At 36.2% G+C, this 21,805-nt stretch carries 22 protein-coding genes and 2 pseudogenes; 8 read left to right on the top strand and 16 right to left on the bottom strand.

Annotation, left to right across the window (positions count from 1 at the left end; all coding sequences use genetic code 11):
* The first annotated feature begins 213 nt into the window (after positions 1-213).
* Positions 214-564 (top strand): hypothetical protein, encoded by a 351-nt coding sequence (locus Y7E_RS0111880; protein WP_000475221.1) that lies wholly within the window; start codon positions 214-216, stop codon positions 562-564.
* A 43-nt stretch (positions 565-607) separates the two neighbouring features.
* Here the strand turns inward: Y7E_RS0111880 and Y7E_RS0111875 are convergent, their stop codons facing one another.
* The 8 genes from Y7E_RS0111875 to Y7E_RS0111840 form a co-directional block, all read right to left on the bottom strand.
* Entirely contained in the window at positions 608-1,258 is a 651-nt protein-coding gene (locus Y7E_RS0111875; RefSeq protein ID WP_017151473.1) for a hypothetical protein, read from the bottom strand.
* A 458-nt stretch (positions 1,259-1,716) separates the two neighbouring features.
* Positions 1,717-4,140: a DNA topoisomerase IV subunit A gene (gene parC, locus Y7E_RS0111870; protein WP_017151472.1), complete on the bottom strand. Its 2,424-nt coding sequence runs from the start codon at positions 4,138-4,140 to the stop codon at positions 1,717-1,719.
* 1 nt (position 4,141) lies between these two features.
* A complete protein-coding gene (gene parE, locus Y7E_RS0111865; protein WP_017151471.1) occupies positions 4,142-6,106 on the bottom strand; it encodes a DNA topoisomerase IV subunit B in 1,965 nt (654 codons plus the stop codon).
* A 375-nt stretch (positions 6,107-6,481) separates the two neighbouring features.
* Positions 6,482-6,895, bottom strand: a complete 414-nt coding sequence (locus Y7E_RS0111860) for a CoA-binding protein (protein WP_017151470.1) — start codon at positions 6,893-6,895, stop codon at positions 6,482-6,484.
* A 72-nt stretch (positions 6,896-6,967) separates the two neighbouring features.
* Positions 6,968-8,209, bottom strand: a complete 1,242-nt coding sequence (locus Y7E_RS0111855) for a S1C family serine protease (RefSeq protein ID WP_017151469.1) — start codon at positions 8,207-8,209, stop codon at positions 6,968-6,970.
* 203 nt (positions 8,210-8,412) lie between these two features.
* On the bottom strand, positions 8,413-9,090 hold the full coding sequence (locus Y7E_RS0111850; protein ID WP_017151468.1) for a response regulator transcription factor: 678 nt from the start codon (positions 9,088-9,090) through the stop codon (positions 8,413-8,415).
* 18 nt (positions 9,091-9,108) lie between these two features.
* On the bottom strand, positions 9,109-9,561 hold the full coding sequence (nrdG, locus tag Y7E_RS0111845) for an anaerobic ribonucleoside-triphosphate reductase activating protein (RefSeq protein ID WP_017151467.1): 453 nt from the start codon (positions 9,559-9,561) through the stop codon (positions 9,109-9,111).
* Complete coding sequence (locus tag Y7E_RS0111840; RefSeq protein ID WP_017151466.1) at positions 9,558-11,414, bottom strand: anaerobic ribonucleoside triphosphate reductase; 1,857 nt, start codon at positions 11,412-11,414, stop codon at positions 9,558-9,560. Before Y7E_RS0111840 ends, nrdG begins: the two co-directional genes overlap by 4 nt.
* Positions 11,415-11,640: 226 nt before the next feature.
* Here Y7E_RS0111840 and plsY point away from each other — a divergent pair, with 226 nt between their 5' ends.
* On the top strand, positions 11,641-12,237 hold the full coding sequence (plsY, locus tag Y7E_RS0111835; protein WP_017151465.1) for a glycerol-3-phosphate 1-O-acyltransferase PlsY: 597 nt from the start codon (positions 11,641-11,643) through the stop codon (positions 12,235-12,237).
* Positions 12,238-12,345: 108 nt separating this feature from the next.
* On the top strand, positions 12,346-12,636 hold the full coding sequence (locus Y7E_RS0111830) for a HesB/YadR/YfhF family protein (RefSeq protein WP_017151464.1): 291 nt from the start codon (positions 12,346-12,348) through the stop codon (positions 12,634-12,636).
* A gap of 29 nt (positions 12,637-12,665) precedes the next feature.
* Here Y7E_RS0111830 and Y7E_RS0111825 read toward each other — a convergent pair whose 3' ends face one another.
* Complete coding sequence (locus Y7E_RS0111825) at positions 12,666-13,085, bottom strand: acyl-CoA thioesterase (protein WP_017151463.1); 420 nt, start codon at positions 13,083-13,085, stop codon at positions 12,666-12,668.
* 109 nt (positions 13,086-13,194) lie between these two features.
* Here Y7E_RS0111825 and Y7E_RS0111820 point away from each other — a divergent pair, with 109 nt between their 5' ends.
* Positions 13,195-14,487 (top strand): glycoside hydrolase family 18 protein, encoded by a 1,293-nt coding sequence (locus Y7E_RS0111820; protein ID WP_017151462.1) that lies wholly within the window; start codon positions 13,195-13,197, stop codon positions 14,485-14,487.
* Positions 14,488-14,503: 16 nt separating this feature from the next.
* On the opposite strand, the gene tlp is transcribed toward Y7E_RS0111820, so the two are convergent.
* From tlp to Y7E_RS0111795, 5 genes are all read right to left on the bottom strand, one after another.
* Positions 14,504-14,728, bottom strand: a complete 225-nt coding sequence (gene tlp, locus Y7E_RS0111815) for a small acid-soluble spore protein Tlp (RefSeq protein WP_017151461.1) — start codon at positions 14,726-14,728, stop codon at positions 14,504-14,506.
* A gap of 107 nt (positions 14,729-14,835) precedes the next feature.
* Positions 14,836-14,970 (bottom strand): acid-soluble spore protein SspN, encoded by a 135-nt coding sequence (sspN, locus tag Y7E_RS0111810; RefSeq protein WP_000527986.1) that lies wholly within the window; start codon positions 14,968-14,970, stop codon positions 14,836-14,838.
* 43 nt (positions 14,971-15,013) lie between these two features.
* Positions 15,014-15,157, bottom strand: coding sequence for an FbpB family small basic protein (locus Y7E_RS30930; RefSeq protein WP_017151460.1), 144 nt, complete (start codon positions 15,155-15,157; stop codon positions 15,014-15,016).
* Between the two features lie 165 nt (positions 15,158-15,322).
* Entirely contained in the window at positions 15,323-16,270 is a 948-nt protein-coding gene (locus Y7E_RS0111800; RefSeq protein ID WP_017151459.1) for a 3'-5' exonuclease, read from the bottom strand.
* Positions 16,271-16,388: 118 nt separating this feature from the next.
* Positions 16,389-16,967, bottom strand: coding sequence for a redoxin domain-containing protein (locus Y7E_RS0111795; protein WP_017151458.1), 579 nt, complete (start codon positions 16,965-16,967; stop codon positions 16,389-16,391).
* 190 nt (positions 16,968-17,157) lie between these two features.
* Here Y7E_RS0111795 and Y7E_RS0111790 point away from each other — a divergent pair, with 190 nt between their 5' ends.
* From Y7E_RS0111790 to Y7E_RS29575, 3 genes and pseudogenes are all read left to right on the top strand, one after another.
* Positions 17,158-17,748, top strand: a complete 591-nt coding sequence (locus Y7E_RS0111790; RefSeq protein ID WP_017151457.1) for a DUF4306 domain-containing protein — start codon at positions 17,158-17,160, stop codon at positions 17,746-17,748.
* Positions 17,749-17,766: 18 nt separating this feature from the next.
* Positions 17,767-17,979, top strand: a complete 213-nt coding sequence (locus Y7E_RS34310; RefSeq protein WP_081584625.1) for a hypothetical protein — start codon at positions 17,767-17,769, stop codon at positions 17,977-17,979.
* 23 nt (positions 17,980-18,002) lie between these two features.
* Positions 18,003-18,329 (top strand): annotated as a pseudogene (locus Y7E_RS29575) (YmzC family protein).
* Between the two features lie 46 nt (positions 18,330-18,375).
* On the opposite strand, the pseudogene Y7E_RS34305 reads toward Y7E_RS29575, so the two are convergent.
* Both Y7E_RS34305 and acnA read right to left on the bottom strand, forming a co-directional pair.
* Positions 18,376-18,513 (bottom strand): annotated as a pseudogene (locus Y7E_RS34305) (ABC transporter ATP-binding protein); the annotation flags it as partial.
* A 119-nt stretch (positions 18,514-18,632) separates the two neighbouring features.
* Complete coding sequence (gene acnA / locus Y7E_RS0111780; protein ID WP_017151455.1) at positions 18,633-21,356, bottom strand: aconitate hydratase AcnA; 2,724 nt, start codon at positions 21,354-21,356, stop codon at positions 18,633-18,635.
* Positions 21,357-21,650: 294 nt separating this feature from the next.
* Here acnA and sspO point away from each other — a divergent pair, with 294 nt between their 5' ends.
* On the top strand, positions 21,651-21,800 hold the full coding sequence (sspO, locus tag Y7E_RS0111775) for a small acid-soluble spore protein O (protein ID WP_017151454.1): 150 nt from the start codon (positions 21,651-21,653) through the stop codon (positions 21,798-21,800).
* The last annotated feature ends 5 nt before the right edge of the window (positions 21,801-21,805 follow it).

Raw genomic sequence — 21,805 nt, 5'->3', positions numbered from 1 at the left:
TATTTTTCAAACTTATAACTAGAGTATTGATAAAGAAACAAATATTAGCTTTATTTTTTGTTTTTAACTATACATTCTATTAATTTATAGAGGAGTAAAAGGGGGCTCTCCCTCATGCTTACCAATCTTGAATACAGTTTAATTTTTTACTTGTTAAGTATGAGGGGGATTCCCCATTTGCAATAAAATATAATTTATTAGGAGGTAACACGTATGTTTAAAAAAGTTGCACTATCAATCGCTTCAGTAGCAGTAGCAGGTTCAGTTTTATTCGCAAGTCAATCGGTAACGGAAGCTGCTTTTTATCCGGTACAAAAAACAGGTTCTGGGCTAGATCTTCGCACGACTCCGACAATAAATGGCCTACGGACTGAATCAAACATTCCAGATGGCACTAAACTTTGGTTATATTGCTATGTGAATGGCGAATCTTATATGGGAAGTAAGGTTTGGGATTTTGTAGATGATAATGGCTATGGTGGTGAGTTAGATCAAGGCTTTGCTCCTGACTATTTCATTAAAACTGGTTCTTCTAAACCAGTTGTTGGATACTGTGCTTTTTAATTGAAAAACATAAGAAAACAGCCTCATCAGGCTGTTTTCTTTTTTACATAGTAATCTCCGTAGTGGTTAACGGGCTCACCTCACTTTTTGTTTGTTCCTCTCGCACCACATCAGTAATTATTTTTACGGATTTAACATCATTTGGAGCTTGAGATAAGAAACAGATAAGTGTAAACTTCATTTTCTCTTTTGCTTTTAAGCTTCGACTTTTTGGATCCGCATTCATTTTATATACGTCTACTTGTTCTCCATTACTTAAAACAAGTGTTTTAAAAGGCCCTTGTTCTAAATCAAGTACTTGATCTGAAGTATTTTCTAAAGTGGTTGTAAATTGTATTGCATTCATTTGCTCTGTACTTAGTCCTCGTTCTTTTAAGTTGTATTTCCCAATTTCACTTACTTCTGTACTCTGAATTACCTTAATTCTTTCTACTTGAATATGAAGAGGCCCTGCTTCTATCATTGTATTGGGCTCACTTAATTGCTTAAGAATCACTGTTCCAAGTGGATGCTTTGCTTCTTGTCCTACTTGTGTTAATGGCTCTGTGTAAGGCTTAGTTTGTACATTTGTTTCAGCTATGGGAGCTGTTTTAGTATCAGATTCCACCTCTTTTTCAGAATTCGTTTGATTAGAACAAGCAGATATAAATATACTTAAAGATACAGCTGCTAAAAAGAAAGATATTTTTTTCATTTATGAACTCCTTTATTACAGAATATAGTTCATACATTTGTTACTGTTCCATAGTTCTTAAATTATTGTAAATCAATAGTCTAAATTTTTAAATATTTAATTCGAAAATTTACGTAATTCTATATTGAGAAAATTTATGTAAAGATACTTATTTTGTACAACACGAATTTTATAAAGTGAAACTTCTATCAGTGGGGTTTTCTTCATCCCCTACGGATGAAAAGCCCTCACCAATCAGCCCTTTACGGACAGTTCCTCTCTCACCTCACTCCTTTGCTTTTCACTGAATTTTGACGTGAGAGTCTTACTGTCCGTTAATGCGGGATAAATCCTAAAATTTATTAGAATAGTAATAAGCTTAAAGCTTCCAATATAAAAAACCATGCTCTATATAATATAGAACATGGTTTTCACTAATAAGATGTGTTTATTTAATTAGAATTCCTACTATCGTTTATTCACTCTGTCCGTTTCTTCGTCCACGTCTCAATCACTTCACCGGTATCACTAACATCTAACACTAGACTACCGTTACTATAGCGGTCTTTATTACGGAACGCTTTCGGATCTATTTCTTCTACAATCTGTTTTTCTGTTTTCATGTAAACAAGTTCATCATCCCGAACAATTTCAATACCGACAATACGGTATGGATTACGTTTTAACTCTTTAAAGATAACAAGACCTCGCTTCGCCCTTGTTGACTTCTCAATTTCGGAAGCTTTTAATCGCTTAACTGCGCCTCGCTGCGTTACGAGAATCAATTGATCCTTTTCACCATTTAACGGTTTACCCGAAGCGACATAATCATCCTCTTTTAAATTAATCGCTTTTACACCAGCTGCTCTTACACCAACTGGACTTACTTCTTCTTCATTGAAGATAAGTGCATATGCACCGTGTGTTGCAAGAACAATATCACTTGTTCCATCTGTTGCAAATATATCTACAACTTCATCATCTTTTTTCAAGTTTACGGCAACAAACGCTCTTGAATAACGCTGTACTTTATACTGATTTAATTCCGTTTTCTTAATCATACCATTTCGCGTCACAAATACGATAAATCGCTTTTCTTCCTCGAAATTCGGTACAACAGTTGCCCAAATTAACGTCTCATCTCGGTCAAGTGAAACTATATTTGCAACGTGCTGACCTAAATCTTTCCAACGAATATCTGGCATTTCGTATACCGGAAGATAAATATAATTTCCTTTATTCGTGAATAAAAGAACTGTTTCTGTTGTGTTTGTATCGAAACGTTCGAGTAAGATGTCGCCCTCTTTCATACCGAAGTCTTTTCCGTTCGATGCATTATGCGAGCGCCAACCGGTGCGCTTTACATAACCTTCTTTCGTTACAGTAACGATGACATCTTCTTGCGGAATCATAACTTCCACATCAATTTTAATTTCTTCAATTTCCTCTTCGATCACAGCACGGCGATTATCGCTATACGTTTTCTTTACTCTCTTTAAGTCTGCTTTAATGACTTGAAGAAGCTTTTTCTCACTTTGTAAAATCGCTTGTAATTCTGTAATTTTCTTCTCTAGTTCTTCCGCTTCTTTTTCTAGCGCTGTAATATCTGTATTGGTTAAACGATACAGTTGCAAGGATACAATCGCTTCTGCCTGCGCTTCTGTAAATCCGAATTTTGCACTTAAATTATCTTTTGCATTACGCTTATCTTTAGATGCTCGAATTGTTTCAATTACCTGATCTAAAATTGATAATGCTTTCATTAAGCCTGCCACAATATGCTGGCGATTTTCTGCTTTTCTAAGTTCATATTCTGAACGACGTGTAACAACTTCTTTTTGATGTCCAATGTACGCATCTAAAATCTTTGGCAACGTCATAAGTGTCGGACGACGATTATTTATGGCTACCATATTGAAGTTATATGGAACTTGTAAATCGGTATTTTTATATAAATAATTTAAAATACCTTCTGCATTTGCTTCTTTTTTCAATTCCACAACAATGCGAAGACCTGTACGATCTGTCTCATCACGGACTTCAGCGATTCCATCTAGTTTTTTATCTAGACGTAATTCGTCCATTTTCTTTACTAAATTTGCTTTGTTTACTTCATATGGAATTTCTGTAATGACAATTTGCTGTTTGCCACCGCGAATCGTTTCAACTTCCGCTTTTCCGCGAATGATGATTTTTCCTTTTCCTGTTTCATACGCTTTTTTAATTCCATCAAGTCCTTGAATAATGCCACCTGTTGGAAAATCAGGCCCTTTAATAACCGTTAATAAGTCATCTACCGTACTATTAGGTTTATCAATACGCATCATTGTTGCATCAATCACTTCTCCAAGATGATGCGGTGGAATCTCTGTTGCATATCCAGCTGAAATCCCTGTCGAACCGTTTACTAATAAATTAGGGAACATTGCTGGCAGAACAACTGGTTCTTCACTTGTATCATCAAAGTTTGATACAAATTCTACTGTCTCTTTATCAATATCGCGGAGTAACTCAGATGCAATTGGCGATAAACGAGCTTCTGTATAACGCATTGCTGCTGCTGGATCGCCGTCAACACTACCGTTATTTCCGTGCATTTCAACTAATACGTTACGCACTTTCCACTCTTGACTTAATCGTACCATCGCTTCATATACAGAAGAATCACCGTGTGGATGATAGTTACCAATAACGTTACCAACTGTTTTAGCTGATTTACGAAACGGCTTATCATGTACGTTTCCTTCTACATACATTGAATATAAAATTCGACGTTGTACTGGCTTTAAGCCATCACGCGCATCTGGTAGCGCGCGATCTTGAATAATATATTTACTATAACGTGCAAAGCGGTCACCTAATACGTCTTCAAGCGGGAGGTCATGAAACTTCTCTGCCTGCATGTTATTCCACCTCCGTCTCCATAATCATTTCATTCTCTAAAATATTACCTTCTTCTTGCATACCAAACTGGACATTACGCTCAATCCATTTACGACGAGGTTCTACTTTATCCCCCATCAATGTCGTCACGCGGCGTTCTGCTCTTGCTGCATCATCAATTTTTACGCGAATTAATGTACGCGTTTCTGGATTCATTGTTGTTTCCCATAATTGATCAGCATTCATTTCACCAAGACCTTTATAGCGCTGCAACATATATCCTTTACCGACCTTTTTCGTTACACCATCTAATTCTTCATCCGACCATGCATATTCAATCACTTCGCTTTTTCCTTTTCCTTTACTTACTTTATATAAAGGTGGGAGAGCAATAAATACTTTACCAGCTTCAATTAACTGCTTCATATAACGGTAGAAGAACGTAAGTAGTAACACTTGAATATGTGCGCCATCCGTATCAGCATCGGTCATAATTACGACTTTATCATAATTGATATCCTCGACAGCAAATTCATTTCCAACACCACCGCCGATTGCATAAATAATCGTATTAATTTCTTCGTTCTTAAAAATATCAGCAAGCTTTGCTTTTTCCGTGTTAATGACTTTTCCTCGCAGTGGCAAGACAGCTTGGAAACGACGATCACGCCCTTGCTTTGCAGAGCCACCAGCAGAGTCACCTTCTACTAAATATAATTCGTTCTTTTGTGGATTACGTGATTGCGCAGGTGTTAACTTTCCGCTCAATGTTCCTTCTGAACGTTTTTTCTTTTTACCAGTTCTCGCTTCTTCTCTAGCTTTACGTGCTGCTTCACGAGCTTGTGCCGCTTTAATCGCTTTTTTCACAAGAAGTGTTGCTACATCTGGATTTTCTTCTAAAAAGTATGCTAAATGCTCTGAAACAACCGCATCGACAGATGAACGTCCTTCACTTGTACCAAGCTTACCTTTCGTTTGACCTTCAAATTGCAATAAATCCTCCGGTACACGTACAGAAACAATTGCCGCTAACCCTTCGCGAATATCTGTACCTTCTAAGTTTTTATCTTTCTCCTTTAATAGAGAAACTTTACGAGCGTATTCGTTGAAAACACGCGTCATCGCTGTTTTAAATCCAGCTTCGTGTGTTCCCCCATCTTTTGTACGCACATTATTTACGAATGAAAGAATGTTTTCTGAATAACCATCGTTAAATTGAAATGCTAGTTCTGCTTCAATTTCATTTTGTTCACCAGCAAAGTAAACAACTGGATGTATAGAGTCCTTTTCTTCGTTTAAGTAAGAAACAAATGCTTCAATTCCTGTTTCATAATGAAAAACATCTTCTAGATCATTTCGTTCATCTTTTATAGTAATTTTCATACCTTTTAACAGAAATGCAGATTCACGTAATCTCTCACATAACGTTTCATAGTTATAATTTGTTGTACTGAAAATGGATGGATCTGGTTTAAAATGCATCGTTGTTCCAGATTGTTTTGTTTTCCCGATTTTCTCTAGTGTCGTTACAGGAACACCACCATTTTCAAAACGTTGCTCGTATATATTTCCATCGCGTTTAATTGTTACAACAAGCCATTCTGATAAAGCATTTACAACCGATGCACCAACGCCGTGTAAACCGCCACTTGTTTTATATCCGCCTTGTCCAAACTTACCTCCTGCATGAAGTACAGTTAAAATCACTTCAGGTGTAGGTTTTCCAAGCTTATGCATTCCCGTAGGCATCCCGCGCCCTTTATCAATAACACTAATACTATTATCTTTATGTATTACGACAGAAATTTCGTCGCCAAATCCCGCTAATGCTTCATCAACGGAGTTATCTACTATTTCGTATACTAAATGATGCAATCCACGGCTGTCCGTGCTCCCGATATACATACCCGGACGTTTTCGCACAGCTTCAAGACCTTCAAGCACTTGAATTGCATCTTCGTTATATTGAAATTGATGCTTTGCCAAACTCCTTGCCCCTTTCCTAATCAAAATCAGAACATATGTTTCTATTATAGAATAACGCCTTAACCTTACTTTTGGCAAGTTGTGTTATGTCTTTTATATACCATTTTCAAAAGAAAAATCCTTGTTTTTGTACAAGGATTCCTCTAGGCTACTATTTCAGAAAAATAATCGTTTGTCAACAAGAAATGGATATGTATTCCAATTATACACTCCACCATTTTACAATTACCCAAATGACAATTATCCAAAATGGGATAACAAGTAGCAATCCCCACAAACAGCCTTTAAAAAATCTCATGATGAACACCTCGTTCATCTGCTTAGTTCCTAAGTGTTAACTAAAGCTGAATCGACCTTTCGTTTACAATGTCTATACTACCTCGTCATCGCATGCTCTACCTTTATACAACGATCCATAATAACAGTATAGCCCTTTTCCTTTAAAAATTTATATGTATCTTCATCTTGTACTCCTAATTGTGCCCAAAAAACATCCGCATCAATCTCCACAAATTCCTTTGCAACGCCCATTAAAAATTCGGAACGACGAAATACATTTACTATATCGACATGCTCCTTAATGTCTTTTAATGACGGGACAGCTTTTTCCCCTAGCACTTCATCTATGGCCGGGTTTACTGGGATAATACGATATCCTGCATCTTGCATCGCTTTTGAAACCATATATGATGTACGTTCTGGTTTGTTAGATAATCCAACAACCGCAATTGTTTTACTATTTTTCAATACTTCACCAATTTCCGTCCGAGTTGGGTTTTCAATTGTCATATTAAATCCCTCCTATTCTTTTAGTATAGCCGATAAAGAAAGTCTCTTTCAATACGAAAGAGACTTTCTCTATTAATTCGTCGCAGCAGAGTTATCAGCTAATGTAGCTGTTTTCGTCATTTTTTCACCATTTCGATAGAATGTAAGCTCAATTTTGTCGCCTACTTTTTTCTTTTCATATAAATATTTACGGAATTGAAGCGCATTTTCAATTTTTTGTCCATCTAATGCTACAACAACATCATACTGCTGAAGTCCTGCCTTTTCAGCTGGTGAAACGGGATAAATTTTGTTTAAGAGAACACCATCTGTAACATCTTTTGGTAATTTTAATTGCCCTAATGCATACGGTGGGTAATCCGCAAGCGATGCAACACCTACTCCCATCGCTGGACGTTTTACTGTACCATCTTTTTCAAGAGATTCAATCACTGGTTTTGCAACATTAATTGGAATCGCAAAACCAATTCCTTCTACTTCTTGCTGTGCAATTTTACTAGAGTTAATCCCGATAACTTCACCGTTTTGGTTAAATAAGGCACCACCACTGTTCCCAGGGTTAATTGCTGCATCTGTTTGAATAACTTGTGCTTGCCAATCCGCCTGTTTGTCACCATTAATATCCACTGGAATTTCGCGTTCTTTACTACTAATGATTCCCTCTGTTACACTGCCATCAAAGCCTAATGGATTCCCAATTGCAATAGCTGATTCGCCAGCGCGAATTTTACTGGAATCACCAAGTGTTGCTACTTTATTTATATTAGATCCATCAATCTCTACAACAGCCAAATCTAACCAAGGGTCTTTCCCAACTAATTTTGCGTCTACTGTTTTACCATCACTTAGTTTTACTGCAAGTTTATTCGCTCCATCTACTACATGATTATTCGTAACGATAAGAGCTTTATTTCCAGCTTTTTTATAAATTACGCCCGATCCTGTTCCAGCTTGTTGTTCTTCACCTACTTGCTCCATTGCAAATGGATCTATGCTCTTTTGCATGTTGATGACACCTACAACAACCTCTTTAGCTCCTTCAATCATACCAGGTAAATCCGTTTCACCTTTTGCTTTATTTACAACAGGAACCACAGTTCCCTCTACTTTTGAATTAGAAGATTGTGGCGATGAAACAGCCGTCCCGTTTCCATTTGCCCATGGCATATACGGTGCTGCAAAACTAATGGAAACAGCTCCGACAACCGCTCCAATTAAACCAGTGAAAAAATATCCTTTTTTACTGCCTGATTTTCTAACTTCTCTCGTTTCACTATGCTCTTCATTCATATTTGGTCCGTCATAATATCCCATAATTGATATCCCCTCTCTGCTGAATTCGTATTTTCAGTATAGTCACATTTTGTGTCCTTCTTGTGAACTCATCGTGAAATCCAATTAAAAAAATACTCTTATTCATTATTGTAGACAAAAAATCTATAATTTGTACATTTTCATCTACAAAAGAGAGTGTAAATGTACTATATTCTCAAGTTGAATTGCATAGTATTTAAAAATTATTCCTCGAACTTATATCCAACTCGAATAACCGTTCCGATATGTTTTGCTTTATCCCCTAACTTATTTCGCAATTTTTTTATATGTGTATCGACAGTACGATCATCACCATAATAATCATATCCCCAAAGTTGATCTAATAGATGCTGACGCGATAATACGATTCCTTTATTCTCCATTAAATAAACAAGAAGTTCAAATTCTTTATGCGTTAATATAATTTCTTCTCCGTCTACCAATACAGTACGCGAAAGACGATTTACATCGATTCCAGCCATAGAAAGTACATTCTCTTCTACAACTCCTACTGCCCCATCAGCACGCTTTAATAAAGTTTTCGCCCTAGCTACTAGTACTTTTGGACTAAAAGGCTTTGTTACATATTCATCAGCTCCAAGTTCAAAACCTAACAATGTGTCATCTTCGTCAGAACGTGCTGTAAGCATAATAATTGGTACCGCTGACTCTTTGCGAATACGACGACAAACAGACCAACCATCTATCTCTGGCAACATGATATCTAACATAATTAAATCAATTGTATGTTCAGCAAATAATTCTAACGCTTGTTTTCCATCTTCAGCTTCTATCACTTCAAAACCTTCATTGCGAAAATAATCACTAACAATTTCGCGTAATCTTCTTTCGTCTTCAACAAGTAATACTGTTTTATTCATCTGACCTATCCCGCCTTTTTACTCTTTCAATCGAATAATACGTTGATTGGAGCTTCCGCGAAATGGAAGTGTTAAATCTCTTTTTTCAAGTTCAAACCTTCCATCGACCAGAACATCCCCATAATGTAACAACTCTATCATATCATTATTTTGAGAACTCTGTATCTCTTCTAGCGTATAACCTGTGTAAATCCATAAGTTTTTCTTCAAAGCCTTCACTGCTTTTGCTACTTCTTTTACTTCTGCAGCTTGAAAAAATGGATCCCCACCTGAAAATGTTACATCAGTAAGCGGATTTTTGGCAATCTCTTTCACAATTTCTTCTACAGTCATTTCAGTTCCATTACAAATATTCCATGACTTCGGATTATGACATCCTAAACAACGATGCGGACAGCCCGCAAAAAACACGACTGTCCGCAATCCTTCCCCATCTACTACACTATCATGAATAATATTCATTACTCTCATTTATGTTTCACCCGATCCGCTTCTTCACTGCGCTTTGCACTATTCCATTTGGACATATCACCTACAAGATATCCGGTAATACGACGAATTCTTTCTATTTGATGCTCTTCTTCATTCCCGCAACTTGGACATTCATTATCAATTACACCGTGATAGCCACAGCTTTTACAACGATCCACAGGGTGATTAATCGATCCATATCCTACCCCATACTGCGCCATTGCCTGGACAATTTGCTTCAATGCTTTTTGGTTATGAACTGCCGCTCCATCTAATTCAATATACGTTATATGTCCACCATTACAAAGTGCATGAAACGGTCCTTCTAAACGTATTTTATCAATTGCTTGAACCCGGTAATAAACTGGAATATGGAATGAATTTGTATAATAATTATGATTTGTCACACCGCTAATGATTCCAAATTCATCTCGATCTTTTTTAACAAACTTTCCTGATAACCCTTCTGCAGGAGTGGCAATTAAAGAGAAATTCAGCTGATGTTCTTCCGTCGCTTGATCCATCTTCTGCCTCATAAAAGTTACGATTTCATTCCCAAGATCCCATGATTCTTTATCTTCCCCATGATGTTTTCCTGTTAAAGCAACTAAACATTCTGCAAGACCGATAAACCCAATACTTAACGTTCCTTGTTTTAAAATTTCAGCAACAGAATCTTCAGGATGCAATCTTTCTCCGCCCCGCCATACTCCTTGTGAATATAAAAAGTGAAAATCTCTTGCCTTTTTCGTACATTGGTAAGCAAATCTTTCTAGTAGTTGACGAATACCAAGATCCACATAATAATTTAAAGCTTCAAAAAATGTTTCTTTCGATCCGCTAATCAATCCTAATTTCACTAGGTTAATGGAAGTAAACGATAAATTCCCTCTTCCAATTGCGGTCTCTTCACCATGAATATTAGACATAACACGAGTACGACAGCCCATATAACATACTTCGCTTTCTGGACGACCATCATAATGCACTGCATTAAATGGCGCATCTAAAAATGAAAAATTCGGGAATAATCTTTCTGCTGTCGTTTCTAATGCCAATTCAAATAAATCATAGTTCGGATCATTCTCTTCAAAATTGACACCTTTTTTCAGTTTAAAGATTTGAATAGGGAAGATAGGTGTTTCACCTTTTCCTAATCCCGCCTGCGTCGCTCGTAATAATTGTTTAATTAACAATCTTCCTTCTTTCGATGTGTCCGTTCCGTAATTAATAGAAATAAATGGAACTTGCCCACCTCCTCGGCTGTGCATACTATTGGAATTATGAATAAAAGCTTCACAAGCTTGATACGTATCGTTTTCTGTTTCTTTCCATGCAAACTCTTCTACTTGCTCTTTTGTTAGCGGATACGTTCCTAATCTGTTCTTATTTCTCTCAAATGTTTTTCTCACATACGGTGCTAAATCAATGTCAAATAACGCAAATGATTGACCGCCGTGTTGCATGTTTTGATTTGCTTGAAAAATAATCGAAGAAAGTGCCAACGCACTTTTAATATCTTGTGGTTGCCTCATATGTCCATGCCCGGTATGAAATCCTTTTTCAAACATTTGTGCTAAAGGAATTTGCGAACATGTTGTCGTACCTGTCGCATAAAAATCTAAATCATGTGGGTATAATATATTTTGGTCAATTGCTTTTTTTACTCGCTCAGAAAGCAATTGTTCCATTGCATAATATTTTGCACTCTCCGATGCAAATGTTCCCATCATTCCCATCGGAGACCGTCCATCAACATTTGCATTTTCTTGCATTAAATCTTGCTCATTCCCGTAGACAATTGTTTCAAAAATCTTCATTAATTCTTCTCCACGTGCACTTTGTTTTATCATTCCCCAGACCTCCAACTATATATTGTTGATTCACAAACAAAATGATACAACATATAGTCCTGGTAGGTCTGTGAGAAATTTAACATTCTTGTGAAAGTTTTTTTAAGAAACTTTGAATTTTTCATTTACAAAAAAGAAATGTGCTCTTTACAAATGTATGGTACAATATACGGGAAAAACTCTTTTTACCCTTTATCAACACATTTGAATAAAGGAGACTGAACTTATGCTTATTACATATCTTTTATTTATCGTTGCCTATTTACTTGGCTCGATTCCATTTGCACTTGTTGTCGGAAAAATTGGTTACGGAATCGATATTCGCGAGCATGGTAGCGGTAATTTAGGAGGAACGAATACATTTCGGACGCTAGGGAAAAAAGCAGGTTTTATCGTTACAATTGCTGACATTTTAAAGGGAACGTTAGCGACAGCTCTACCGTTAATTTTTGCCTTAGATATCCATCCCCTTTGGTTTGGATTAGCTGCAGTTCTTGGACATGTATATCCGATTTTTGCAAAATTCCGCGGCGGAAAAGCAGTTGCAACTTCTGCTGGAGTACTCTTATGCTACGCGCCAATTATTTTTGCAATATTAGCCGTTGTCTTTTTCACCCTTCTATTTACAACGAGATACGTATCACTTTCTTCTATGGTAACAGCTGTTGTTGCTGTTATCGCATCAATTGTTACTGGGGATAAAATCTTCATTGTTGCGATGTGTTTATTAGCTGGTATGGTTATTTATAGACACCGTGCTAATATTGGACGAATTATAAATAAAACTGAACCGAAAGCGAATTTTACAAAGAAACAAAAGTAAGGTTGTGACCCACATAACGCAAAAAGAAAACGCAAAGCATATTAATAGCGTCTTTTTGCGTTATTTTTTATACTAAAGAAAAAGCAATATAACTTGGAGGAACTATACATGAATCTTTCCGTAACAAAAGAAGCAGTAAATTGGTATAAAGATGAATTAAACTTACAATCTGGCGATACACTTCGCTTTTTCGTACAATATGGTGGTTGCAGTACTGTTCAAAAAGGACTTTCTTTAGGAATCCGTAAAGACGATCCTGCGCATCCTGCTGTTCAAATTCAAGAAGAAGGTATTACTTTCTTCGTTGAAGGTGATGATGAGTGGTTCTTTGATGGGCATGACTTATCCGTTACACTTAACGACGGTGATGACTTCCCGCAATTTAATTATGAGAAATAAAAAAAGTGTGGTTCCTTACCACACTTTTTTTATTTCTTCTTAATTTCCTCATATTTCGCATACCACTCTGGATATAATTTTTTTAGTGATACGGGGCGAAACCCTTCTCTTTTCGCACAAATATTTGTTGTTGAGGCTGTAATACAAAGCTCTCCATCACCATTATAAATTTCGTATCCATATATAACGCGCAATGGACTAACAGATTCTACCCATGTTTTCACAATTGCTTTTTCTCCATAGCGCATCGCTTTACGATAAGAAATTTGCAAATCCAAAACAGGAGAAACAATCCCATCTTTCTCCATCTCAATATATGAAAACCCTAATTCTTGAATAAATTTAGTACGCCCTAATTCCAGCCATACTAGGTAATTTGAATGATAAACCACACCCATTTGATCTGTTTCCGCATAGCGGATCTCAATTTCGTGTTCTGCTACAAACATATCACAATCTCCTTCTCACTTCTGTTTCCTCACATACATTTAATCATAATACAGTGAAATCAAAAATAAAATAGAAACAGTGGATCTTTTTACTGAAAGGAGCGAGTATATGATTCAAATTGTAACCGTTCGTAGCGGTGATAGCGTATATAGCTTAGCGTCAAAATACGGCACTACACCCGAAGAAATTGTAAAAGACAACGGACTTAATCCAGCTGAAACACTTGTTGTTGGTCAGGCACTAATTGTAAATACAAGAGGAAATAATTATTACGTACAACCTGGAGACAGTCTTTATCGGATTTCTCAAACATATAACGTCCCTCTCGCTAGCTTAGCAAAAGTAAATAACTTATCATTAAAATCCATCCTTCACGTCGGTCAACAATTATATGTACCAAAAGGCTCAAAGCGAGCAATAGAATCTATCGCCTATTTACAACCTTCTACTATTCCAATTAAAGAAAGTTTAGTGAGTGCCACGCGGGCCATCAATCCTTATCTCACATATTTAGCCTACTTTAGCTTTGAAGCATTGCGTGATGGAACATTAAAAGAACCAACAGAAACTGCAAAAATTGCCCAAATTGCAACACAAGGCCAAACAATTCCCATGCTCGTTATTACGAATATTGAAAACGGTAATTTTAGTGCGGAATTAGCCTCCATTTTTTTACGAAGCGCTACTATTCAAAATAAATTTATTACCAACATTTTGCAAGCAGCCGAGAAGTATGGAATGCGTGATATTCATTTCGACTTTGAAAATGTTGCTCCAGAAGATCGTGAAGCATACAATCGATTTTTAAGAAATGTAAAATCAAGATTACCAGAAGGTTATACATTAAGTACAACGCTTGTTCCAAAAACAAGTTCGAAGCAAAAAGGACCATTTTTTGAAGCACATGATTACAAAGCACAGGGAGAAATCGTTGACTTTGTCGTTATCATGACATATGACTGGGGATGGCAAGGCGGGCCACCGATGGCTATATCTCCTATTGGTCCCGTGAAACAGGTAATTCAATATGCAAAATCTCAAATGCCACCTCAAAAAATTATGATGGGACAAAATTTATATGGTTTCGACTGGAAGCTTCCCTTTAAAGAAGGCAATCCACCAGCCAAAGCAATCAGTTCTGTTGCGGCCGTTGCACTTGCTCGTAAATATAATGTTCCAATTCGATATGATTTCACAGCACAAGCACCCCACTTTAATTACTTTGATGAAAATGGTGTACAACATGAAGTATGGTTTGAAGATGCCAGGTCTGTTCAGAGTAAATTTAATTTAATAAAAGAACAAGGGATTCGGGGGATTAGCTATTGGAAAATCGGTCTTCCTTTCCCGCAAAATTGGCGTTTACTTGTGGAAAATTTCTCGATTACAAAAAAAGGCTGACAACTGTCAGCCTTTTTTACGCATCATACTCAGATTCATCTTTTATTTCGCTTTTCAACGATTCAATACTCTCTAAACGACGTTGATTTTTCGCTTCAATTGCAGCGCGATCTTTTTCATTCGAAACCTCTGCCGTTTCTTTTGCTTCATTAAAATTATCAATCGTATTTTGTACCATTTCTTGCAGTTTTTCTACATTATCACTTCGGTCATCTGGATTCGATTTATATTGCTCTGCCATGTCATTTCCCTCCTAGTTGAAATATACATACCATGTTAGCATTCCAAAAATGAACTAGATTATGTATGCACATAAAGAAAAGGAGAATGAAAGCATTCTCCTTTTCTTTAACCGTTATCAACAATCGGTTGTTTCCCTGTCTGGTCTTGCATTTGCTTCCCTTTATTTCCACCAGCTTTTTTTGACTGTGTTCCAATGTGATCTGGTGCAAAATCTTTGGAATTCTTTTTTGGATTTCCCACTCTTATCGCCTCCTTATCACTAGTATCGTACTAGCGATAAGAATTATTCAGCCTGCTTAAAAAGTTGCATTTCATAACGCTTTTCAATTCGTTCTTCAATCCGTTCAATTGCATCACGATCGCTTAATAGTTGCCGCTTGTTTTCCCTCACAAGTTCTTCAAACGTTTGTCGACGATTTCTTCTCATGCTGCTCATCCTTTCTCCTTCGCTTTCTTACTAATTAGTATGAGCAAATGAAAAACTCTTTAATCAGATTTGTGAGAAAATTTTATGTTTTAGTAAAGAAAAGTCTATTCAATTAAAAATCCATCAGTAGACCTTTAACAACTGATGGATTTTTGAGCATTTTTATTATTTCATTATACTTAAATATTTTTCAATTTCTTCATCTGCATTAATTTTACTTTCTTTATACTCACTCAGTGCTTGCATCACTGTGTCATAAACCTCTAAAATATAATTTTCTAACGTCGCAAAATCTTCTAGACTTTCAACCATAATTCTCGTTATACCTATTTCATTTTTTAAAGCCGGCTCACATTTTAAAGTAGGATATATCTCTAATATTTCTTGTTCTGTCTTTTCAGTTAAAACATATTTTTTACGCCCTTTGACCTTCACTCTTACAATCGGATAAAAAGCTTTAATATCTAAATAATTCCCGACACTTACATAACGAATCCATTCGACATCACGATTATTCTTCACAAGCATTTCTTTTATTAATGTATACACTGCATCTTCTTCAATTGTTTCTTTTTTCGTTTTCTTTCGCCCTTCTCCTTGCACGATTGCACATTTTTGATACACAGCTGCACATGTAATACAATCGTCAAGTGCATTATGAGAACTTAAGCGAATCCCGAGCATCCTTTTTAAAGTTTCTAGCTTATGGTTTGGGGCATGCTTCATATATTTTTTCGCTAAAAACACGGTATCCACTACTATATTTTTAGATTCTGGCAATCTAAGCATATTTGCATTACTCTTTAAAAAACGCATATCAAACGAAGCATTATGAGCAACAATGGTGTCTTCACCTAAAAACGCTAAAAATAACGGCAAAACTTCCTGAATCGTTGGAGCATCCGAAACGCGATAATTTGTAATCCCTGTTAAACTCGTAATTCGGTCAGGGATAGGACGCTCTGGATTTACGAAAGAAACAAATTGATCTGCTAGTTCATGATTGCGATACCTTACCGCTGCTACTTGAATAATCCGATCATTATAAGGATTAAATCCTGTCGTTTCAAAGTCAATCACAACATAGTCTCCTGCCAAAGATAAATGTCCCACAATATACTCTCCTTACATTACTATTATCGTTCAAATTTCTTTTATCATATCATGAACAAGCTGTTTGATGAAAAAGAAAAGACAGAAATGGCCTCTTACCTTCTCTGTCTCCTAAACATTATTTTATTTTCGCAATTCTCTTCTCCATTTCTTTTTGTGTCATCGGCCCGATAAATTTATCTTGAATTACACCTTTTGTATCCACAAAATAAGAAGTTGGAATAGTGATTACTTTATACGTTGTTGTAACATTTATATCTTTATCAAGTAAAATAGGAAATGTTATTCCCTTATCTTCTACAAACTTTTTCACTTTTTCTTCTCCATTAGCACCTTCAGAAACCGTATAATTTACAGCAAGAATCTCCACATCATCTTTATGCTTCTTATAGAAGGCTTCCATATCCGGCATTTCTTGCTGACAAGGTCCACACCACGTTGCCCAGAAATTTAAGATAACTTTCTTTCCTTTCAAATCTGATAATTTTACTTTTGTACCATCTAATTTTGATAACTCAAAATCAGGTGCATTCTTTCCTACTTCAATTCCGTTCTTTGCAATGACTTCTTTCATCGTCGCTTCGCTTTTTACTTGCTCTTCACTTACTTGTTTTTCATTCTTTCCGAACTGATGTTCATAAACTGCATAACCCGCTAAGCACAGCAACACTACAACAATGGTAAGCTTTCGCCACATATACATCACCCTTATCGTTTATCTCATTATATACATCCCTACAATCGGATTGATACTTATTTTAGCTTATACGGACAACCTTGGAAATATTCTCCCGATAAATAAATAGAATATTCTTAATAAAAATGAAAACTTTTTCTCTTTATCATATAATGAAAATAGTTATAATTTGGAAGAGGTGTAATTATTTATGAATAAAACTATTTTGCATTGGTTACAATACTTTATCATTCTCCCCATTTTATTCTTCTCATTGTTTATTACAAGCTGGACTGCCAGCTACTTAAGTATTTCAGAAGACTGGAAACAACATATCGTCTTCACTCCTAAAACAACAGAAAGCTCCAATCAGGTGTATGAAATTGATAAACTATTGTATGCCTTTAAATACAATCCAGTTTTCACTACAGTTTTTATATTATCTATTGTCTATTTAGTAGGAATTATAATAGCTCGTTGGTTGTACTGGGGAAAATATAAAACCGGATTGATTGGTTTACAACTCATGATTATGCTTCCTCTTTTTCTTTACACATTACTTGTCACACACTCTACAGGTACGACGATTGCTATAGAAGAAAATTGGAAGAAATATTTAATCTTCTCTCCAAAATCAATTACAGATTTAAATCAAATTTATTATATTGATAAATTATTATACGCACTTCAAAAATCTCCTATCATTAGTACTGTCTTCATTCTAACTTTTCTTTATATGACAGGGCTAGTTGTAACTACGATCTCTCGTCAAATACGTTTACGCAAAAATATAAACATATGAGGTGATACTCATTCTGCAATTACTCACCTATCCCGTTACTTTTATTATACTTTTAGTTTCATATTCTACCCTATTGGTATTATCGCATGGATTATATCCCTATTTAGTAAAAATCCTGAAAGAAGAAAAATCGGCCGTGTTTGCATTTATACAGCTTTAGTATCATTTATCGTATTCACCACTCTTGACATTATTAGCTTCTATTCCATTACAACAATTTCTAGTTCATAATAATCACAGAAAGGATGAATACTATGGGAGAACACCCAATTAGTAAAGAACTGCGCTATATGCGTATATGTTTTGTAATCTTACTCGTAGTCCTTATATTTTTCAACAAAGAGAGAGTGATTGAAGTTTCCACAAATCACGACTCTTCAAGTGGTAATTTACCAACTAGTAATATGACACAAATTGCAGAAAATACATTTGCTTTACAAGAAAATGATCCTGAAAGTGGCGATAGACATACCATTTAAATTTTCAAATATGATTCAGACACAAATAAAATTACATTAGTAAAAGTATTTAATACCGAAAACTCCTCTACATACGAATATCAGCTCAATAAACCAGAGTAACTATGAACGAACAGGGGCATTGACTTAGCCCCTGTTTTGATGAAAACTATAGCATTTCTTTAAATAATGAATTATGGCTTAATAATTCTTGAGGCGTCCCACATTCAACAATAACACCTTTCTTCATTACGACAATCCAGTCTGCTATCAGCGCATTTTTTATATCATGTGTCGTTACAATCCTTTTATATTCCTACATTATTCTTCCTCCTACTTTTAAATAAGAAAAAGAAGCTAACGTCAGTCAGCTTCCTAATTTTGATTGAAAATATTTACTTTTCTCGTTCACTTACAATATTTTACTTAGTTTGACACCTTAGATTCTTCAATTTTCTCACGAAGAACCATTTGCAGAATACCACCATGACGGTAGTAGTCAATTTCTACTTCACTATCGAAGCGTGCTACTACTTCAAATTGTTTTTCGTTTCCTTCTGGGTCAATTGCAACTACTTTTACAAGGTCACGTGGTTTAACTGTTTTGTCGATTTGAATTTCAAATGATTCGTTACCAACAAGACCTAATGTTTCTGCACTTTCTCCGTCTTTAAATTGTAATGGTAATACACCCATTAGTACAAGGTTACTACGGTGAATACGCTCGAAGCTTTCTGCGATAACTGCTTTAATGCCTAAAAGGTTTGTACCTTTCGCAGCCCAGTCACGAGAGCTTCCCATACCGTAATCTTTACCAGCAACTACAAGAAGTCCAGTACCGTCTTCTTTATATTTCATTGCAGCATCATAGATAGATGTTACTTCGCCAGTTGGCCAGTAAGTTGTATATCCACCTTCTGTTCCTGGTGCGATTTGGTTTTTAATACGAATATTTGCGAATGTACCACGCATCATAACTTCATGGTTACCACGGCGAGAACCATAAGAGTTAAAGTCAACTGGCTGTACGCCATTTTCTAATAAATAGCGGCCCGCTGGTGTATGTTTACCGATTGAACCTGCTGGTGAAATATGGTCTGTTGTTACAGAGTCTCCAAATTTACCAACTACACGTAAACCTGAAAGTGTTTCTACTTCACCTGGTTCTTTTGATAAACCTTCAAAGAACGGTGGGTTTTGAATGTATGTTGAGTCATTATCCCAAGTATATAACGCTTCATTTGAAGTCTGGATTTCATTCCAGCGTTCATTGCTGTTAAATACTTGTGCATATTCTTTTTTGAACAATTCAGATGTTACAACGCTTTGAACTACTTCTTCAATTTCTTTCGCTGATGGCCAAATGTCGTTAAAGTAAATCGGATTACCGTTTGCGTCTTTGCCAATTGCATCATTTTTCAAGTCGATATCAACTGTACCTGCAAGCGCATATGCCACAACAAGCGGTGGTGATGCTAAGTAGTTCGCTTTTACAAGTGGATGAATACGACCTTCAAAGTTACGGTTACCAGATAAAACAGATGTTACTAATAAGTCATTTGCTGCAATTGCTTCCTCTAATTCTGACGCTAATGGACCAGAGTTACCGATACAAGTTGTACAGCCGTAACCAACTGTTTGGAATCCTAGCTGATCTAAATAAGTTGTTAAACCTGATTTATCTAGGTATTCCGTTACTACTTTAGATCCTGGTGCTAATGATGTTTTTACATAACCAGGTACTTTAAGGCCTTTTTCAATTGCTTTTTTCGCAACTAAGCCTGCACCAATTAATACGTATGGGTTAGATGTATTTGTACAGCTTGTAATCGCAGCGATTGCAATTGCACCTGTTTTCATCGTTACTTCTTGATCTTTTAATGCAACTTTCACTTCTTTATCAAATTCTTGTTCATCGAACCCAAGTCCTTGCGTTCCAACTGGTGCCACAACTGCTTTATGGAACTCATCTTTCATATTTGAAAGAGGGATTAAATCTTGTGGACGTTTTGGTCCTGAAAGGTTAGATTCAATTGTATTTAAATCAATTTCAACAAGATCTGTATAAATTGGATCTTTGCTGTCTGCTGTATAGAATAAACCGTTTGCTTTACAGTATTCTTCAACAACGCGAATTTGTTCTTCGTCTCTTCCTGTTAAACGTAAGTAATCTAATGAAATCTCGTCAATTGGGAAGAATCCACAAGTTGCGCCGTATTCTGGTGCCATGTTTGAAATTGTTGCACGGTCAGCTAAAGGCATGCTCTTTAGTCCGTTACCGAAGAACTCAACAAATTTACCAACTACACCTTTTTGACGTAACACTTGCGTTACTTTTAATGCAACGTCTGTTGCTGTTGTACCACTTGGAAGTGTACCAGTTAACTTAACACCGATAACTTCTGGTACTGGGAAGTATGAAGGTTGTCCAAGCATTCCTGCTTCTGCCTCAATACCACCAACGCCCCATCCAAGAACGCCAATACCATTGATCATTGTAGTATGAGAGTCTGTTCCAACTAATGAATCTGGGTATGCAATTAATTCGCCGTCAGCATTTTTCACCGCATGAACGACTGGCGCTAAATACTCAAGGTTTACTTGGTGTACAATACCTGTTGCTGGTGGAACTGCACGATAATTATCAAATGATTTTTGTGCCCAGCTTAAAAATTTATAACGTTCTTCATTACGTTTAAACTCTAAGTCCATGTTGAATTCAAGCGCGTCTGCTGTACCCGCTCTATCAACCTGTACAGAGTGATCGATTACAAGGTCTACAGTAATTTCCGGATTAATTTTATCAGGATCTCCCCCCATGTCTGCCATTGCTTTTCGAAGAGAAGCCAAATCAACAACAGCTGGAACACCTGTGAAGTCTTGTAAAATTACGCGAGATGGTTTAAATGGAACATCGATATCTTGAACTTCTGTCGTTCCCCACTTCGCTAAATTTGTAACATGCTCTTCTGTAATTACACGTCCATCAACTTGACGAAGTACAGATTCAAGCAAAACTTTAATTGAATATGGTAATTGTGATACGTTGCCAACCCCTGCGTTTTCAAGCGCTTTCAATTGATAATAATGATACGTTTTTCCATCTACTTCAAATGTTTCACGAGATTGAAATGGATTGTGTTTGACCATTATGTTTCCCCCCTGTTAAACGTGACTAAGTTGTCTGAATATAAAATGTAGACAAACTTTTCAATACCTTACGATAATATCTTATTACAACTTTCTAAATAAGTAAATAATAAGAAACTTATAGTTTATCATAAGTTTTCTTTATCTCTGGAAATTTGAATAGCCTTCGTTCTCCTTATGAATACTATTACCATAAAGTAAAGCTTTCTTTTGAGGCTTTTCTTTTCTGTTCATACATGTAATGAACAATTCATTATTTGTTTTATAAAGAAAACGTTATAGAGGTGAAAACAAATGGGTAAACGTAAAGCAAATCATATCATCCAAGGAATGAACGCCGCTTCAGCTCAAGGTCAAGGAACTGGTTATAACGAAGAATTTTCAAACGAGCCGCTAACACCAGAGCAGCGTCAAAATAATAAAAAACGGAAGAAGAATCAGTAATGAAA

The sequence above is a fragment of the Bacillus bingmayongensis genome, from assembly GCF_000299035.1.
Lineage (GTDB): Bacteria > Bacillota > Bacilli > Bacillales > Bacillaceae_G > Bacillus_A > Bacillus_A bingmayongensis.
This window is presented reverse-complemented; position numbering and strand designations above follow the sequence as displayed.

What these genes read in the sequence shown, in the direction of transcription:
- Y7E_RS0111880 (WP_000475221.1), top strand. Translation starts at nt 214, where the DNA reads ATGTTTAAAAAAGTTGCACTATCAATCGCTTCAGTAGCAGTAGCAGGT.
- Y7E_RS0111875 (WP_017151473.1), bottom strand. Translation starts at nt 1,258, where the DNA reads ATGAAAAAAATATCTTTCTTTTTAGCAGCTGTATCTTTAAGTATATTT.
- parC (WP_017151472.1), bottom strand. Translation starts at nt 4,140, where the DNA reads ATGCAGGCAGAGAAGTTTCATGACCTCCCGCTTGAAGACGTATTAGGT.
- Y7E_RS0111860 (WP_017151470.1), bottom strand. Translation starts at nt 6,895, where the DNA reads ATGACAATTGAAAACCCAACTCGGACGGAAATTGGTGAAGTATTGAAA.
- Y7E_RS0111855 (WP_017151469.1), bottom strand. Translation starts at nt 8,209, where the DNA reads ATGGGATATTATGACGGACCAAATATGAATGAAGAGCATAGTGAAACG.
- Y7E_RS0111850 (WP_017151468.1), bottom strand. Translation starts at nt 9,090, where the DNA reads ATGAATAAAACAGTATTACTTGTTGAAGACGAAAGAAGATTACGCGAA.
- nrdG (WP_017151467.1), bottom strand. Translation starts at nt 9,561, where the DNA reads ATGAGAGTAATGAATATTATTCATGATAGTGTAGTAGATGGGGAAGGA.
- Y7E_RS0111840 (WP_017151466.1), bottom strand. Translation starts at nt 11,414, where the DNA reads ATGATAAAACAAAGTGCACGTGGAGAAGAATTAATGAAGATTTTTGAA.
- plsY (WP_017151465.1), top strand. Translation starts at nt 11,641, where the DNA reads ATGCTTATTACATATCTTTTATTTATCGTTGCCTATTTACTTGGCTCG.
- Y7E_RS0111830 (WP_017151464.1), top strand. Translation starts at nt 12,346, where the DNA reads ATGAATCTTTCCGTAACAAAAGAAGCAGTAAATTGGTATAAAGATGAA.
- Y7E_RS0111825 (WP_017151463.1), bottom strand. Translation starts at nt 13,085, where the DNA reads ATGTTTGTAGCAGAACACGAAATTGAGATCCGCTATGCGGAAACAGAT.
- Y7E_RS0111820 (WP_017151462.1), top strand. Translation starts at nt 13,195, where the DNA reads ATGATTCAAATTGTAACCGTTCGTAGCGGTGATAGCGTATATAGCTTA.
- tlp (WP_017151461.1), bottom strand. Translation starts at nt 14,728, where the DNA reads ATGGCAGAGCAATATAAATCGAATCCAGATGACCGAAGTGATAATGTA.
- Y7E_RS30930 (WP_017151460.1), bottom strand. Translation starts at nt 15,157, where the DNA reads ATGAGAAGAAATCGTCGACAAACGTTTGAAGAACTTGTGAGGGAAAAC.
- Y7E_RS0111795 (WP_017151458.1), bottom strand. Translation starts at nt 16,967, where the DNA reads ATGTGGCGAAAGCTTACCATTGTTGTAGTGTTGCTGTGCTTAGCGGGT.
- Y7E_RS0111790 (WP_017151457.1), top strand. Translation starts at nt 17,158, where the DNA reads ATGAATAAAACTATTTTGCATTGGTTACAATACTTTATCATTCTCCCC.
- acnA (WP_017151455.1), bottom strand. Translation starts at nt 21,356, where the DNA reads ATGGTCAAACACAATCCATTTCAATCTCGTGAAACATTTGAAGTAGAT.
- sspO (WP_017151454.1), top strand. Translation starts at nt 21,651, where the DNA reads ATGGGTAAACGTAAAGCAAATCATATCATCCAAGGAATGAACGCCGCT.